Genomic DNA, 15,161 nt, shown 5'->3' with positions numbered 1-15,161 from the left:
AGCCTCATAGCGCCGATGGTACTGCCCTGGAGACGGGGTGGGAGAGTAGGACGCCGCCGGACAACCATTCAGCGTCAGGGGATGAACCCCCGGACCACCCCCTGGTGGGGGTGGCCGGGAGCGGTTCATCCCCTGACGCATTTTTATGCCCTGAACAAGGCCGCATCTTCGTCTTCCGTCGTGTGGAATGCTGGTTCCGGCGGCCTGCCGGCCGCCGGTTCGGCGGGGAGGACGACATGGCAGAGGCTGGCGTGCAGTCGGTCGAGCGAGCGCTCGACCTGCTGGAGATCCTGGCGGAGCTCGGCGACGACGCCGGCCTGAGCGAGCTCTCGGAGCGTTCCGGTCTGCCCCTGCCGACGATCCATCGGCTGATGCGCACCCTCGTGTCCCGTGGTTACGCGCGCCGTCTGCCGTCCCGCCGGTACGCGCTCGGTGCGCGGGCCATGGGCCTGGGGGAGGCGGCCGGTCGTCAGCTCGGCGCCGGGGCGCGGCGTCATCTGGCGCGGCTCGCCCGGGAGCTGGGGGAGACCGCGAACCTCGCGATGCTCGACGGTGAGATGGCCGTGTACGTGGCGCAGGCGGCGTCGTCGCACTCGATGCGGATGTTCACCGAGGTGGGGCGGCGCGTGCACCTGCACAGCACCGGCGTCGGCAAGGCGCTCCTGGGTGAGCTCTCGGACGACGCGGTCCGGGGCATCGCAATCCGTGCCGGTCTGGAGCCTGCGACCGACCGGACGATCACCGACGTCGACGCGTTGCTTGCCGCGATGGGCGAGATCCGGGACCGCGGCTACGCCGTCGACGACGGGGAGCAGGAGGTGGGCGTGCGGTGCTTTGCCGTGGTCGTGCCCGGCGTACCCGTACCGACGGCGCTGTCCGTGTCGGGGCCGTCGGCCCGGGTGTCGTTCGAGTTCGGCGAGCGGGCGGTGCCGCTGCTGCGGGACGTCGCCCAGGATGTGGCGCGCGAGCTGTCCGGGAGCTGAGCGACGCGTTGACCCCGGGGACCGCGGCGCTTAGGGTTTCCACTAGGAAGTATTTGGATTCCGCATTGTGGAAGAAGGTTGCGGGATCCGACGCACAGCCGCTCGACCAAGGGACTGACAGTGGACACTCCGGACGGCCTGACCCTCACCGCTGACATCGCACCGCGTGCCGAGGAGGTGCTGACCCCGCAGGCGCTCGGACTGGTCGCTGCACTGCACCGCGCGCTCGACGACCGGCGGCTCGAGCTGCTGGAGGCACGACGCCGGCGGGTCGAGCGCCTCGCCGCCGGTGGCACGCTCGACTTCCTGCCCGAGACGCGGCACATCCGCGAGGACCCCACATGGCGCGTGGCGCCGCCCGCGCCGGGCATCGAGGACCGGCGCTGCGAGATCACCGGCCCCACCGACCGCAAGATGACCATCAATGCGCTGAACTCCGGTGCGAAGGCGTGGCTCGCGGACCACGAGGACGCCAACACCCCGCAGTGGAGCGCGGTCGTGGGCGGACAGCTCAACCTGCTCGACGCGATCAACCGGACCATCGACTTCACGGGCGACAACGGCAAGCACTACGCGCTCAAACCCGACGCGGAGCTGGCGACGATCATCGTCCGTCCCCGCGGCTGGCACCTGCCGGAGAAGCACGTCCTGGTCGACGGCCGCCCGACCTCGGGCAGCCTGGTGGACTTCGCGCTGTACCTCGCCACGGCGGGGCTCCGGCAGATCGAGAAGGGGCAGGGGCCGTACTTCTACCTGCCCAAGATGGAGTCGCACCTGGAGGCGCGTCTCTGGAACGACGCGTTCGTGCTGGCCCAGGACTATCTCGGCATCCCGCAGGGCACCATCCGCGCCACGGTGCTCATCGAGACCTACCCGGCGGCGTTCGAGATGGAGGAGATCCTCTACGAGCTGCGGGAGCACAGCTCGGGCCTGAACGCCGGGCGCTGGGACTTCATGTTCTCGGTGATCAAGTCGTTCCGGACGCGCGGCAAGGAGTTCATGCTCCCGGACCGGAACGCCGTCACCATGACGGTGCCGTTCATGCGCGCCTACACCGAGCTGCTGGTCAAGACGTGCCACACCCGGGGCGCGCACGCGATCGGCGGTATGGCCGCGTTCATCCCGAGCCGCGACGAGGAGGTCAACGCCGCCGCGTTCGCCAAGGTGCGCGACGACAAGACGCGCGAGGCGAACGACGGGTTCGACGGTTCGTGGGTGGCGCACCCCGGCATGGTGGACCTCTGCACGGAGGTCTTCACCTCGGTGCTGGGCGACAAGCCGAACCAGATCGACCGCACCCGCGAAGACGTGCAGGTCACCGCGGCGCAGCTGCTCGACGTCGCCGCCACGCCCGGCGACGTCACCGAGGCCGGGCTGCGCAACAACATCTCCGTGGGCATCCAGTACCTCAAGGCCTGGCTCGGCGGGCTCGGCGCCGTCGCCATCTTCAACCTCATGGAGGACGCCGCCACGGCGGAGATCTCCCGGTCGCAGGTGTGGCAGTGGCTGCACAACGACGTGACCCTCGCCGACACCGGGCACCGGGTCACGCGCGAGCTGATCGACCAGATCGTCGAGGAGGAGATCGCCAAGCTGCCGGGTGACGCGGCAGACTACGAGGAGGCGAAGCAGACGTTCCTGGAGGTGGCGGTGGCGGACGACTACGCGGACTTCCTGACCCTGCCGGCATACGACCGCATGCCCTGACCCTTCCCGTTGAGCGCGGGATCTTCGCCCTCGAGACGCGGTTTCGAGGGCGAAGATCCCGCACTCAACGGAGTACCGCGCGCAACGAGGAGGTTGCCGGATGGGATCTAGCACTTCGGGCGGGCTGGCGGCCGTCATCGCCGAGCTGTCGGCCGAGCTCGGCGAGGGACGGGTGGTCACCGACCGGCAGCGCCGTCGCACCTACGAGTCCGACGGGCTGGCGGCCTACCGCGTGGTGCCGGGCGTGGTGGTGCTCGCACGCAGCGCGGACGACGTGGCTGCGACGGTACGGGTCTGTGCGCGGCACGGCGTGCCGTTCGTCGCGCGTGGTTCCGGTACAGGTCTGTCGGGCGGTGCACTGCCGCACCCCGAGGGGGTGCTGGTGGTGCTGTCCCAGATGCGGGAGGTGCGGGAGGCCGACGTCGCCAACCAGCGTGCCGTGGTCGAACCCGGGGTGATCAACCTGCAGCTCACCGCCGCGACCAGTCCTGACGGGTACTACTTCGCGCCCGACCCGTCCAGTCAGTCGGTGTGCTCCATCGGCGGGAACGTCGCCGAGAACTCGGGCGGCGCGCACTGCCTCAAGTACGGCTTCACGACCAACCACGTCACGGGCGTGGACCTGGTGACCCCCGCAGGCGAACAGGTCGAGATCGGCGGCAAGGCGCCCGACCCGCCGGGGTACGACCTGCTCGGTGCCGTGGTCGGCAGCGAGGGCACGCTCGGCGTCGTCACCGCCGTGACGGTGCGGCTGACGCGGCTGCCGCAGGAGGTGCGCACGCTCCTGGCAGCCTTCCGCACCATGGACGACGCCGGGGCCGCCACCTCCGCGATCATCGCCGCCGGTGTGATCCCCGCTGCGATCGAGATGATGGACGCCCTCTCCATCGAGGCCGCCGAGAAGGCCGTGCACTGCGGTTACCCCGAGGGCGCCGGCGCGGTGCTGGTCGTGGAGCTGGACGGTCCCGCGCCGGACGTCGCCGGAGAGTTCGACGACGCGGTGCGGCTGTGCGAGGCGGCCGGCGCGTTCGAGGTGCGGGTCGCGGCCGACGACGCCGAGCGCGCCCTGATCTGGAAGGGCCGCAAGTCCGCGTTCGCGGCGGTCGGGCGGATCAGCCCCGACTACATCGTGCAGGACGGCGTGATCCCGCGCACGGCCCTGCCCCAGGTGCTGCGGCGGATCGCCGAGCTCGGCGACGGCGCCGGGGTACGCGTGGCCAACGTCTTCCACGCCGGTGACGGCAACCTGCACCCGCTCGTGCTGTTCGACGGCGCGGTCGAGGGCGCCGTGGAGCGCGCCGAGGCGGTGGCCGGCGGCATCCTCGACCTGTGCCTGGAGCACGGCGGGTCCATCACGGGCGAGCACGGCGTGGGCGCCGACAAGGCCAAGCACATGCCCCGCATGTTCACGCCCGCCGACCTGGACACCATGCAGGCCGTGCGCTGCGCGTTCGACCCGGAGGGCATCGCCAACCCGGGCAAGGTGTTCCCCACGCCGCGGCTGTGCGGCGAGCACCCCGGGCGGCGTCGTGGCACGCATCCGCTCGTGGAGTCCGGCGCGGCGGAGCTCTTCTGATGGCCGACCTGGAGCGGCTCGAGGCTGTGGTGCGCCCGCACGGCGGCGAGGTCCGGGAGGCGGGGCCGGGCGACGTCGTCGACGGGGTGGCGGCGTCGGCGGTGGCACGGCCGGCGTCGGCGGAGGGGGTGGCTGCCGTGCTGCGCGAGGCGACCGCGCAGGGGCTGGCCACCGTGGCGCGCGGGGGAGCGACGGCGCTCGACTGGGGAGCGCCGCCCGAGCGTGCCGACCTGATTCTCGACACCACGGGCCTGGACCGGCTCGTCGAGCACGAGGCGGGTGACCTGGTGGTCGTGGCCGAGGCCGGGCTGCCGGTGGCGGCGCTCCTGGACCACGTCGGTCGTGCGGCGCAGGAGCTCGTGGTGGACCTCCCGCCCGACCGGCTCGCGGGTGGGTCGACGGTGGGCGGTGCACTGTCGACGGGGATGTCGGGGCCGCGGCGCCTGCAGCGCGGCGGGATCCGTGACCTCGTCCTGGGGGCAACCGTGGTGCTCGCCGACGGCACCGTCGCCTCCTCCGGCGGCAAGGTGGTCAAGAACGTGGCCGGGTACGACCTCGCCAAGCTCCTGACGGGTGCGTACGGCACGCTCGGTGTCGTCGTGCGGGCCGCGTTCCGGCTGCATCCGGCGCGGCCGGAGCGGGCGTACGTGGTCGCCTCCGGACCGCTGGCCGACGTCGCGGCACGGGCCCGGGCGGTCGTCGCGTCCCAGCTCGCACCCGCTGCGGTCGAGATCGACCGGCCCGCCGGGAGCGACGTCGCGACCGTGGCGGTGCTGCTGGAGGGGGCGGAGACCGCCGTCGGGCAGCGGGCCGCCGCCGCGGCGGAGCTGGCGGGCGGACAGGTCCAGGAGGAGCCGCCCGGGTGGTGGGCGGCGCTGCCGGGCGGCAGCGGCGCGCTCCCGTCGGTCCCGGCGGGAGCGGTGCCCCGGACGCTCGTCAAGGCGACCGCCACGCTCACCGGGGTGGCCGGCCTGCTCGCGGCGGCGCGCGACGCCGAGCAGCGGTACGGGGTGGGCGCCGCGCTGCGCGGGACTGCCGCGGGGGTGCTGTACGGCGCGGTCACGGGTACACCCGAGGCGACCGCGTCCGCCGTCGGGCACCTGCGGGCAGCTGCGGCCACGCCGCGGGAAGGGACCGTGACCGTGCTGCGCGCGTCGCACGAGGTGCGGGCCGCGCTGGACGTGTGGGGCCCGGTGGGCGGGCTCGACCTGATGCGTGCCGTCAAACGGCAGCTCGACCCCGGGCGGAACCTCGCACCCGGCCGATTCGTGGGAGGCATCTGATGACCGAGGCCAAGCCGGACCTGCTGGGCTCGTTCGACGGGTCGGGGGCGTTCGACGCGCACCACCCGCCGCGACGCGAGCTCGTGGACGACTGCGTGCACTGCGGGTTCTGCCTGCCCGCCTGTCCCACGTACTCGCTCTGGGGCGAGGAGATGGACTCCCCGCGCGGCCGGATCTACCTCATGAAGGAGGGGCTGGAGGGCGAGCCGATGTCGCCCGCCCTGGTGGAGCACGTCGACGCCTGCCTCGGGTGCATGGCCTGTGTGACCGCCTGCCCGTCGGGCGTGCAGTACGACAAGCTGGTGGAGGCGACACGGCAGCAGGTCGAACGGCGCGGCGCGGAGCACCGCACGCGCGGTCAGCGGCTGCTGCGGTCGGCGATCTTCGCGCTGTTCCCGCGGCCGGAGCGGCTGCGGCTGATCCGGCCGCTGCTCGCGCTGTACCAGCGCACGGGCCTGTCGAGGCTGGTGCGGCCGGTGCTCGCCCGGATCTCCCCGACGCTGGCGACGATGGAGGCGATCGCGCCGCCGGTCGGGCCGCGTATCCCGGTGCCCGCGCTCGTGCCCGCCGCGGGCACGAAGCGGATGACCGTCGGGATGCTGCTGGGCTGCGTGCAGCGCGAGTTCTATCCGGGCGTCAACGCGGCGACGGCGCGGGTGCTGGCGGCGGAGGGCTGCGACGTCGTCGTGCCGCCTGACCAGGGATGCTGCGGCGCGCTGTCCGTGCATGCGGGGCGGGAGGCCGAGGGGCTCGACTACGCACGGGCGCTCATCGACACGTTCTCGGGCGCGGGCGTGGAACGGATAGTGGCCAATTCGGCCGGGTGCGGGTCGACGATGAAGGACTACGCGGACCTGCTGGCGGACGACCCCGAGTACGCGGAGCGGGCGGCGTCGTTCGCCACGAGGACCCGCGACATCTCGGAGGTGCTGGCGGAGCTGGAGCCCGTCGCGCCCCGGCATCCGCTGCCGATGACCGTGGCCTACCACGACGCGTGCCACCTGCGGCACGCGCAGGGCGTGCGGGCGCAGCCGCGGGCAGTGCTCGCGACGATCCCGGGGCTGGTGGTCAAGGAGATCGCCGAGGGCGACATGTGCTGCGGGTCGGCCGGAATCTACAACCTCACCAACCCCGAGCCTGCGCGGGAGCTGGGAGACCGGAAGGCCGCGAACGTGGCGGCTACCGGCGCCGAGCTGCTGGTCACGTCCAACCCGGGGTGCCTGCTGCAGATCACGGACGCGCTGCGGCGGCGCGGGCGGGACCTGCCGACGGCGCACATGGTGCTCGTGCTGGACGCGTCGCTGCGCGGCGTCGGGCCGGAGGAGCTGGTGCGGTGACGGCTCGCGCCCGGCACCGGGGGAGCCGGTGCCGGGCGCGAGTGGGTTCTAGCGGGAGATGTAGAACTCTCGGAGGTCGACGAAGTCGCCCGCGTTCGCCACGAAGCGGACCTTGCCGTCGAGGGTGCCGCCGGGGCTGAGCCAGACCCATTTGCTGCCGGTCTCGGTCGCGTGAGCGTTGACCGTGCCGAGGAACCGCGATCCCATGTAGACCTTCATGCTTCCGTAGCGGGGTCCGGTGTTGACCTTGGCGTAGATCGCGACGCCGCTGTAGCCGCGGGTGGTGACGAGGTCGCCGGTACCGGGCCAGACCCGGTGGTGGTACGGGCCGAACGACATACCGTCGAGCTTCGCCGAGCTGACCGGCATGGTGGAGCACCGCCAGCCCGACCAGGCACTCAGGTGCCCGGCCAGGTCCTTGGCCCGGACCCGGAAGCAGTGCTGGCCGGCTTCGGTCAGGGGGCGGGTGTACGAGGTGCTCGTCGTCCAGAACGGCCGCTCGGCACCGACCTCGGTGCGGGACAGGCTGCGCTGCACCAGGTAGCCCTCGATACCGAAGTTCTCGTAGAAGGCCCAGGTGAACACCGGGTCCGCGGTGCGCACGCCGTCGACCACGCGGGTCTGGCTGGGCTTGATCCACCGGGGGTAGGCCAGGCTCCTGATCCGGGGCTCGGACGCGTCGGAGAACGTGCACTCCTCGGGCGTCCAGTCCCCGGCGGTCCCGTTCAGGTCGTATCCGCGCGCCTGGAAACAGACGAAGCTGCCGTTCGGCACATCGGCGCCGTAGAGGCGGCTCCAGCCGCCACCGTTGCCCTCCACGAGGGTCCAGTCAGGTGGCGTCTCACCTCGCTGGTAGACGCGGTATCGCACGTCGGACTCGGCGAAGTACAGATCGTCCGTGCCCTTGTAGTAGAAGAAGATGCTGCCCTGATTCGCGTCCGTCGCCGGGGGCAGTGGCTCAGCAACCAGCTGGTTGGTGACGTCGGGTACGACCTCGCACTTCTCGCCCTGCCAGCCGCTGTCGTTGCCGGCGTTGTCCACCGCCCGGCCCTCCCAGCAGACCGTCGCGCCCACCGGGTACTCGACCGGCTCGCCCTCGGGCACGGGCACCGGGTTGCCGAAGTCCGTCTCGCCTGCAAGTTTGATGCGGGCGCGCAGGTCGGTCTCGGTCTCCGCGACGCCCGACTCCTCGAACGGCGGAGTCGCCACGTCGCGGGCCTGGACGTAGGTCTCGTACCTGCCGGTTTCCGGCGTGGCGGGCTCGAGAGGCGTGGGAAAGACCTGCACGGACGGCGCCGCGTGGTCCACGATCTCCGTTGCGGGCGTTGACGACCACGGTGTCAGGTCGCGGGCGATTCGTACGTCCCCGGTGTCGTCCACGAGGACGACGTTGGTGCCGGCGTCGTTCAGGTCGAAGGCCGTGGCCCGGCCGAGCGTGCCGGGCTTGCCGCCGAGGGCGGGCGCGGCGAGCAGGTCGCCGCGCGTGGTGGAGACGCCGAGCACGAAGCCGTCGCCGAGCTGCGGGTGCCTGGTGGTGCGTTCCATCGGGACGGCGAGCATGACGTCGCGGTACACCTCGGCGCTGTCTCCCGTGAGCCCGACGACGCCGTCCTGGCAGCTGGCGAGCGCGAAGCGGCCGTGGGCGTCCTCGATGCGGAGGTCGTCCAGGTCACGTGGCTGGTCGCACGGGTCGCCGCCGACGGCCGGCCACGGGTTCCCGGTGGCGGCGTCCCAGGCCGAGGCTGCCGGCCACTCGAAGACGTCCACCCCGTACAACGTGCTGCCGGCGATGGCGAAGCCGCTGGTGATGTCGGGAAGCGAGCCGTCCGACGGGTTCGCCGGCTTGACGGGGATCTGGTCACCACCGGTCACGAGCTGCGTGACCGGGCCGGGTGCTTCGTAGTAGCCGTCGCCGGTGAAGGCCACGTACTGCGCGCCCTGGCCGAGCACGGCGTCGTCCGGCAGGGTGCGACTGCCGCCGCCGTCGCGCGACCAGGCCAGCACGCGGGTGCTGCCGACGTCGAGCAGGAGGGCGTCGTTCTCGGCGGCCAGCAGGTCTCCGGTCAGGGTGCGGTTGCCCCAGGTACCCGACCACGCGGCCGTGTCGTCGTCGAACGGTCGCCAGTAGACGCGGCGCCCCTGCGGGGTGCTGACCTCGACGAACACGGTGTCGCCGGCCAGGTGCGCGTCGACGGCGGTGCCCAGGGCGGCGAGGTCGCCGGCCGAGGCGAGCACCTCGGTGGGCACGGGGTCCACGAGCAGGATGCCGGGGTCGGTCGCGGCCGTCGCTGCCGGTACGACCGCGACGCCCGCCGCGAGCAGGCTCGTCGCACAGGCCGCCGCCGCCCAGGCGGCGGCGGATCTCCTGGTGGGGGTCATGATCTGCGTCCGTTCTCCTCGTCGAGCTGACTACCCGCGGTATGTCTGTCGGCGGGCCCAGTTCGACGCTGGCACGGCTGGATGCCCGGCTCAACGAAAGGAGGGTTCTGGGTGGGGTGATTCGGGGGCAGTCGAAGATATGCGTCGCGACTTCGTGGCGGGCATTCCCCATGACCGGAGGTAACTGCTACGTTTGTCAGTACGTGGAGTGATAGTTCCGACATGCGAAATATCCGCTGAACCCTACCCGGCAGCGTGGCCGGTCTGGAGTCACCATGGACAACCTCGGCGTCCTCGCCCTGCTCGCTCTCCTCCCGATCCTCGTGGTCGGCACCCTGCTCCTCGGGTTCCGCTGGCCCGCCCGCACCGCCATGCCCGTCGGGCTCGCCGTCGTCGTGGTGATCGCTCTGTTCGCCTGGCGGATGTCACCGGTGGCCGTCGGCGCGTCCGTGGTGCAGGGGCTGCTCATCGCGGTGGGCCTGCTCTGGATCATCTTCGGCGCGCTGCTCATGCTGGAGACCCTGACCAAGAGCGGCGCGCTGCACACGATCCGGGCCGGGTTCACCACCATCAGCCCCGACCGGCGGGTCCAGGTGATCATCGTCGCCTGGCTGTTCGGGTCGTTCATCGAGGGTGCGGCCGGGTTCGGCACGCCGGCGGCCGTCGTCGCGCCGCTCCTCCTGGCGCTCGGGTTCCCCGCCGCGGCCGCCGTGATGGCGGGCCTCATCATCCAGTCCACGCCGGTGAGCTTCGGCGCCGTCGGGACGCCCATGCTGACCGGGCTCGGGACTGGGCTGGCCGACACGTCCGGCGCCCTGGCGCCCGAGGTACAGGCGCGCGCCGACGCGCTCGGGCTGGACCACCTGGGCTTCGTCGCCCACACCGCCACGCAGGTGGCGACCGTCCACGCCATCGTCGGCATCCTGGTGCCGCTCATCCTCGTCACGCTCATGTGCGGGTTCTACGGCGAGAAGCGGTCGTTCCGGGCCGGGCTCGCCGTCGCGCCGTTCGCCGTCTACGCGGCCCTCGCGATGATCGTGCCGTACGTGACCGTGGCCTACGTGCTGGGGCCGGAGTTCCCGTCGCTGCTCGGCGGGTTCCTCGGGCTGGTGCTGGTGATGTTCACGTCGTCCAAGGGCTTCCTCATGCCCAAGGACGTGTGGGACTTCCCACCGCGGGAACGCTGGAGCGACCGCTGGATGGGCACCGTGGACCCCACGCAGGAGGCGGCCACGCTGACCCGCAGCATGTCGATGGTGCGTGCCTGGTCCCCGTACGTGATCGTGGCTGCGCTGCTGCTCCTGACCCGGAACGTCCCCGCGATCAAGGAGTTCCTCACCGGCCCCGCCGTCATCGAGGTACCCGACATCTTCGGCACCGGGATCAGCCAGAACATGGACCTCCTCTACTCCCCGGGGGCGATCTTCCTGCTCGCGTGCCTGGTCACCTACGTGCTGCACGGCATGCGGCGGTCGCAGATCGCCGCCTCGTGGCGGGTCGCGGGCGCCCAGCTCGGCGGGGCGGCGTTCGCGCTGCTGTGCGCGGTGCCCCTGGTGCGCATCTTCATCAACTCCGGGCCCGACTTCAACGGGGCCGGGCTCGACTCGATGCCCGTCACGGTGGCCCAGGCGGCTGCCGACCTCGCCGGCCAGGGCTGGCCGATCGTGTCGCCGTTCATCGGTGCCCTGGGTGCGTTCGTGGCGGGGTCCAACACGGTGTCCAACATGATGTTCTCGCTGTTCCAGTTCAACACCGGCCTCGGCATCGGTGCGGCGTCGCCCGAGACCGTCGCCGCCCTGCAGGCCGTGGGCGGTGCGGCGGGCAACATGGTGGCCGTGCACAACGTCGTCGCGGCCGCCGCGACCGTGGGCCTGCTCGGCCGCGAGGGCGACCTCATCCGCAGGACGATCCTGCCGATGACCTACTACTGTCTCGCGGCGGGCGGGATCGGGTACCTGTGGATCTTCGGGCTCGGGTTCAACGCCGGACTGGTGGTGCTGCTGCTCGTCGTGGCGGCGCTGGTGGTGATCGGGGTGCGGATCGTGCGGACCCCGGACGCCTACAACCCGGAGGTGGTCCCGGCACGCGTGTGAGGCCGCCGGCAGCGCACGTCACAGCGTTCTGACCCTCGGAGACGGCTGCGCGCATGGGAGAATGTGCGGGCATCTGTCATCGAAGGGAACACCGTGAACGAAACGCCCCGTGACCAGGGGAACGACCGCGAGGGCGACCGCCGCGGCGAACGCAGGAGCGGCAGCCGGGCCGAGGGCCGGGGGCCCCGCCGCGACGAGCGCGGTGGAGACCGGGGCGGCCGGTACGACGGCGCTCGCGGCGGCTCGCGACGGTACGACGACGACCGTCCGCGGCGGACCTTCGACCGCGACGACCGTCCGCGTCGGGACGACCGTCCGGGCCGGGACGACCGCGGGGGCGACAGGTCCTTCGGGCGCGGTGACGACCGTCCGCGCCGCACCTCCGGCGAGCGGGGCGACGGCGACAGGGGCTACCGGGGCGGACGCGACGACCGCGGCACCCGCGGTGACCGCCCGTACCGGGGCGGCGACGATCGTTCGGGCCGCTCCTACCAGGACCGGGACGGTCGTGGTGCGGGCCGTCCGGCACGCCGCGACGACGACCGGCCGCGTCGGTCGTTCGAGGATCGCGGTGGGGACCGTCCGCGTCGTGACGACCGGGTCGGTGACCGTCCCTTCCGTCGTGGGGACGACCGCCCGCGGCGTCTGTACGGCGACAGCGACGACCGTCCTCGCCGGTCGTACGGGGACGACCGTCCGCGTCGGTCGTTCGAGGACCGTGGTGGGGACCGTCCGCGTCGTGACGACCGGGTGGGTGACCGTCCGTTCCGCCGTGACGAGGATCGGCCGCGTCGCAGCTTCGACCGGGACGACCGTCCGCGTCGGTCGTTCGAGGACCGTGGTGGGGACCGTCCGCGTCGTGACGACCGGGTCGGTGACCGCCCGTTCCGCCGTCACGACGACCGCCCGCAGCGCTCGTACGGGGACCGGGACGACCGTCCGCGGCGCAGCTTCGAGCGCGACGACCGGCCGAGCCGCTCCTACGGGGACCGGGACGACCGCGGGCGGGACAACCGCGGGCGGGACGACCGTCCGCGCCGTTCGTTCGACGACCGGGGCGACCGGCCGCGTCGGGACAGTGGTGCGGGCGACCGTCCGTTCCGGCGTGACGATCGTCGTGACGACCGCCGGGGTGACGATCGTCGTGACGACCGCCGGGGTGACGATCGTCGTGACGACCGCCGGGGTGACGATCGTCGTGACGACCGCCGGGGTGACGACCGCCGGGGTGACGATCGCCGGGGTGGCGACCGTCGTTTCGACCGGGGCAGTGACCGTCCCGCGCGCGGTCGTGACGACCGCGGCCGCGACGACCGCGACCGCCGGGACCATGACCGTCGGGACCATGACCGTCGGGACCAGGACCGCCGAGACCATGACGACCGTGCTCCGCGCGTCCCGGAACCGGAGATCGCCGACGACGTCTCGTTCGGTCAGCTCGACCGGGAGGCGCGCTCTCGCCTGCGTGGGCTGAGCAAGGAGCACGCCGAGCACGTCGGGCTGCACCTGGTGATGGCGGGCCGGCTGCTCGACGTCGACCCGGAGCGTGCGTACGAGCACGCACAGGTCGCGCTGCGGCACGCGGGCCGGATCGACATCGTCCGCGAGGCCGCAGGCCTGGCTGCCTACCGCACCAACCGGTTCGCGGAGGCGCTGCGCGAGCTGCGCACCGTCCGTCGGCTGAACGGCTCGTCCGAGCACCTGCCGATCATGGCCGACGCCGAACGCGGACTCGGCCGGCCCGAGCGTGCGCTCGCGCTCGCGGCGTCGGAGGAGGCCGCGTCGCTCGACGCGACCGGCCGGGTCGAGCTCGCCATCGTGGCGAGCGGCGCCCGGTCCGACCTGGGCGAGCACGACGCCGCCCTGGCCGTGCTCGACAAGATCGCTCCCGCGGACGCCCCGGGCGACCTCGGCCTGCGGGTGCTCCAGGCCCGTGCCGTGGCGCTGGAGGCCGCGGGCCGGGACGACGAGGCTGCGGCCCTGCTCGCGACGGTCGACAGCGAGGCGCTCGAACGCGCCATCGGTGCGACCGTCCCCGAGGAGGACATCACGGTGTTCGACGTCGAGGAGGACGCGGCGCTCGCCGAGGAGGAGTACGCCGCCGACCACCCGGAGGAGTTCGCGGCGGACGAGCCCGAGGATGCTGCCGAGGACGAGGATGCTGCCGAGGACGAGGACGAGGACGAGGACGAGGACGAGGACGAGGGCTCGGCCGGTTCGCCGGGCTCCGCGGACTCGGCTGACTCCGCGGACTCGCCCGGTTCTGCGGACTCCGCTGACTCTGCGGACTCCGCCGATTCCGCGGACTCCGCCGATTCGCCGGACGATCAGGAGGACGACGAGGACGACGAGGACGACCTCGACGAGCCGCAGGCGGACGCCGTCGACGAACCGAGCGACCCCGAGTCTGACTTCGAGTCCGACCCTGAACCGAAGACGGACACGGAGCCGATCGCCGCGGAGCCCACCACGGACGTGAGTGCGGACGCCGCCTCGGGCGACCGGTCCGACGTCGGGCAGGAGAAGGCATGACGGGCGCGGGCGGACTGCTCGCGAGCGACGTCCCGCTCGCGACGGCGTACGACCTCGCGCTCGTCGATCTCGACGGCGTGGCCTACAAGGGGCATCTGCCCGTCGAGCACGCCTCGGCAAGCCTGACCGCCGCGCGGTCGGGCGGGATGCGCCTGGTGTTCGTGACGAACAACGCCTCGCGTGAGCCGGAGGACGTCGCGAACCAGCTCACCGGCCTCGACATCCCGACCGAGCCGGCCGAGGTGATGACGGCGGCGCAGGCGTGCGCCGCGCTGCTGACCACCCGGCTGGATCCGGGGGCGAAGGTGCTGGTGGTGGGCGGCAAGGGGCTGGTGACCGCCGTCCGCGCGGCGGGCTTCACCGTGGTGGAGTCGGCGGACGACGATCCGGACGCCGTCGCGCAGGGCTATGCCCCCGAGGTCGGCTGGACCCAGCTCGCCGAGGCCGCGTACGCCGTGGGCCGCGGGGCGTGGCACGTGGCGAGCAACCTGGACCTCTCGCTGCCGACCGCGCGTGGCTTCGCGCCCGGGAACGGGGCGCTGGTCGCGGCCGTGCGGTCGGCGACGGGTGTCGTGCCCGACAGCGCGGGCAAGCCGTCGCCCACCATGTACCGGCTCGCGGTCGAGCGCGCCGAGGCCAGCCGTCCGCTGGTGATCGGCGACCGCCTCGACACCGACCTGGCCGGCGCGCGCGGTGGCGGGTACCCGGGACTGCACGTGCTGACCGGCGTCTCCACGGCGCGTGACGCGGTGCTGGCGGTGCCGGGGGAGCGCCCGTCGTACCTGGCTGCGGACCTGCGGGGGCTCCTGGAGCCGCACGCGGCCCCGGCCCTGGTGGACGGCTGGCACGTCTGCGGTACGTCGGCCGCGCAGGTGGCCGACGGCGCACTGCGGCTGGACGGCAGCGGGATCGACCTGGCCCGTGCCGCGTGCGCCGCGGCCTGGGCGGCCGTCGACGCGGGGGAGAAGCTGGACCCCTCGACGGTGCCCGAGCTCCCGGTCTGACGCGTACGGGCCGACGGCGGCCCGGCGAGCCGGGTCGCCGGGCAGGTGGCCTCGCGGGCACTGGTCACTCGGTGTAGACGTTGTCGACGCAGAGTGACCTCGCCTCGCGGGGCAGGTGCGGTCCGGAGGTACGGGGCAGGTGTTCCGTGCTCCCGGGTTCTGTCGGGGGCGGCGGGTACCGTGTCAGGCAGGATGGTCAGGCAGGACGCAGGACCAGCCGTGCGCGGAGGCGGTGGGTCGACGGGCACGACGAGCACAGTTGGGCAC

General features: G+C 72.8%; 10 protein-coding genes. 8 read left to right on the top strand and 2 right to left on the bottom strand.

The genetic code is table 11. The features are described 5' to 3' along the window. Nucleotides 1-236: 236 nt before the first annotated feature. The 5 genes from ACIG47_RS23895 to glcF all read left to right on the top strand — a co-directional run bounded on the left by ACIG47_RS23895 (nucleotide 237) and on the right by glcF (nucleotide 6,886). Nucleotides 237-983: an IclR family transcriptional regulator gene (locus ACIG47_RS23895; protein WP_397433554.1), complete on the top strand. Its 747-nt coding sequence runs from the start codon at nucleotides 237-239 to the stop codon at nucleotides 981-983. A gap of 120 nt (nucleotides 984-1,103) precedes the next feature. Beyond that, complete coding sequence (aceB, locus tag ACIG47_RS23890) at nucleotides 1,104-2,690, top strand: malate synthase A (RefSeq protein ID WP_397433553.1); 1,587 nt, start codon at nucleotides 1,104-1,106, stop codon at nucleotides 2,688-2,690. Nucleotides 2,691-2,790: 100 nt separating this feature from the next. After that, a complete protein-coding gene (locus tag ACIG47_RS23885) occupies nucleotides 2,791-4,266 on the top strand; it encodes an FAD-linked oxidase C-terminal domain-containing protein (protein ID WP_397433551.1) in 1,476 nt (491 codons plus the stop codon). Next, nucleotides 4,266-5,549 carry an FAD-binding oxidoreductase gene (locus tag ACIG47_RS23880; RefSeq protein ID WP_397433550.1) on the top strand — a complete coding sequence of 428 codons (1,284 nt, stop codon included), beginning with the start codon at nucleotides 4,266-4,268 and terminating at the stop codon, nucleotides 5,547-5,549. The genes ACIG47_RS23885 and ACIG47_RS23880 overlap by 1 nt, the downstream gene beginning before the upstream one ends. Continuing rightward, nucleotides 5,549-6,886, top strand: a complete 1,338-nt coding sequence (gene glcF, locus ACIG47_RS23875) for a glycolate oxidase subunit GlcF (RefSeq protein ID WP_397433549.1) — start codon at nucleotides 5,549-5,551, stop codon at nucleotides 6,884-6,886. Before ACIG47_RS23880 ends, glcF begins: the two co-directional genes overlap by 1 nt. Nucleotides 6,887-6,934: 48 nt before the next feature. Here the strand turns inward: glcF and ACIG47_RS23870 are convergent, their stop codons facing one another. After that, complete coding sequence (locus ACIG47_RS23870) at nucleotides 6,935-9,265, bottom strand: hypothetical protein (protein WP_397433548.1); 2,331 nt, start codon at nucleotides 9,263-9,265, stop codon at nucleotides 6,935-6,937. Nucleotides 9,266-9,540: 275 nt separating this feature from the next. Here ACIG47_RS23870 and ACIG47_RS23865 point away from each other — a divergent pair, with 275 nt between their 5' ends. Further along, the gene (locus tag ACIG47_RS23865; RefSeq protein ID WP_397433547.1) at nucleotides 9,541-11,358 is read left to right on the top strand and encodes an L-lactate permease; all 1,818 of its coding nucleotides are present in this window, start codon (nucleotides 9,541-9,543) and stop codon (nucleotides 11,356-11,358) included. An 18-nt stretch (nucleotides 11,359-11,376) separates the two neighbouring features. Here the strand turns inward: ACIG47_RS23865 and ACIG47_RS23860 are convergent, their stop codons facing one another. Next, nucleotides 11,377-12,918, bottom strand: coding sequence for a hypothetical protein (locus ACIG47_RS23860; protein ID WP_397433546.1), 1,542 nt, complete (start codon nucleotides 12,916-12,918; stop codon nucleotides 11,377-11,379). Between ACIG47_RS23860 and ACIG47_RS23855 the strand changes: the two genes are divergently transcribed. Beyond that, complete coding sequence (locus ACIG47_RS23855; RefSeq protein ID WP_397433545.1) at nucleotides 12,871-13,890, top strand: hypothetical protein; 1,020 nt, start codon at nucleotides 12,871-12,873, stop codon at nucleotides 13,888-13,890. The two genes, ACIG47_RS23860 and ACIG47_RS23855, sit on opposite strands and share 48 nt — an antisense overlap. Then, nucleotides 13,887-14,894 (top strand): HAD-IIA family hydrolase, encoded by a 1,008-nt coding sequence (locus ACIG47_RS23850; RefSeq protein ID WP_397433544.1) that lies wholly within the window; start codon nucleotides 13,887-13,889, stop codon nucleotides 14,892-14,894. The genes ACIG47_RS23855 and ACIG47_RS23850 overlap by 4 nt, the downstream gene beginning before the upstream one ends. Nucleotides 14,895-15,161 lie beyond the last annotated feature (267 nt).

The organism is Promicromonospora sp. NPDC052451, assembly GCF_044547525.1.
In the GTDB taxonomy this organism is placed as follows: Bacteria; Actinomycetota; Actinomycetes; order Actinomycetales; family Cellulomonadaceae; genus Promicromonospora.
The sequence above is the reverse complement of the archived record's forward strand: the minus strand, read 5'-3'. Positions and strand labels throughout refer to the sequence as shown.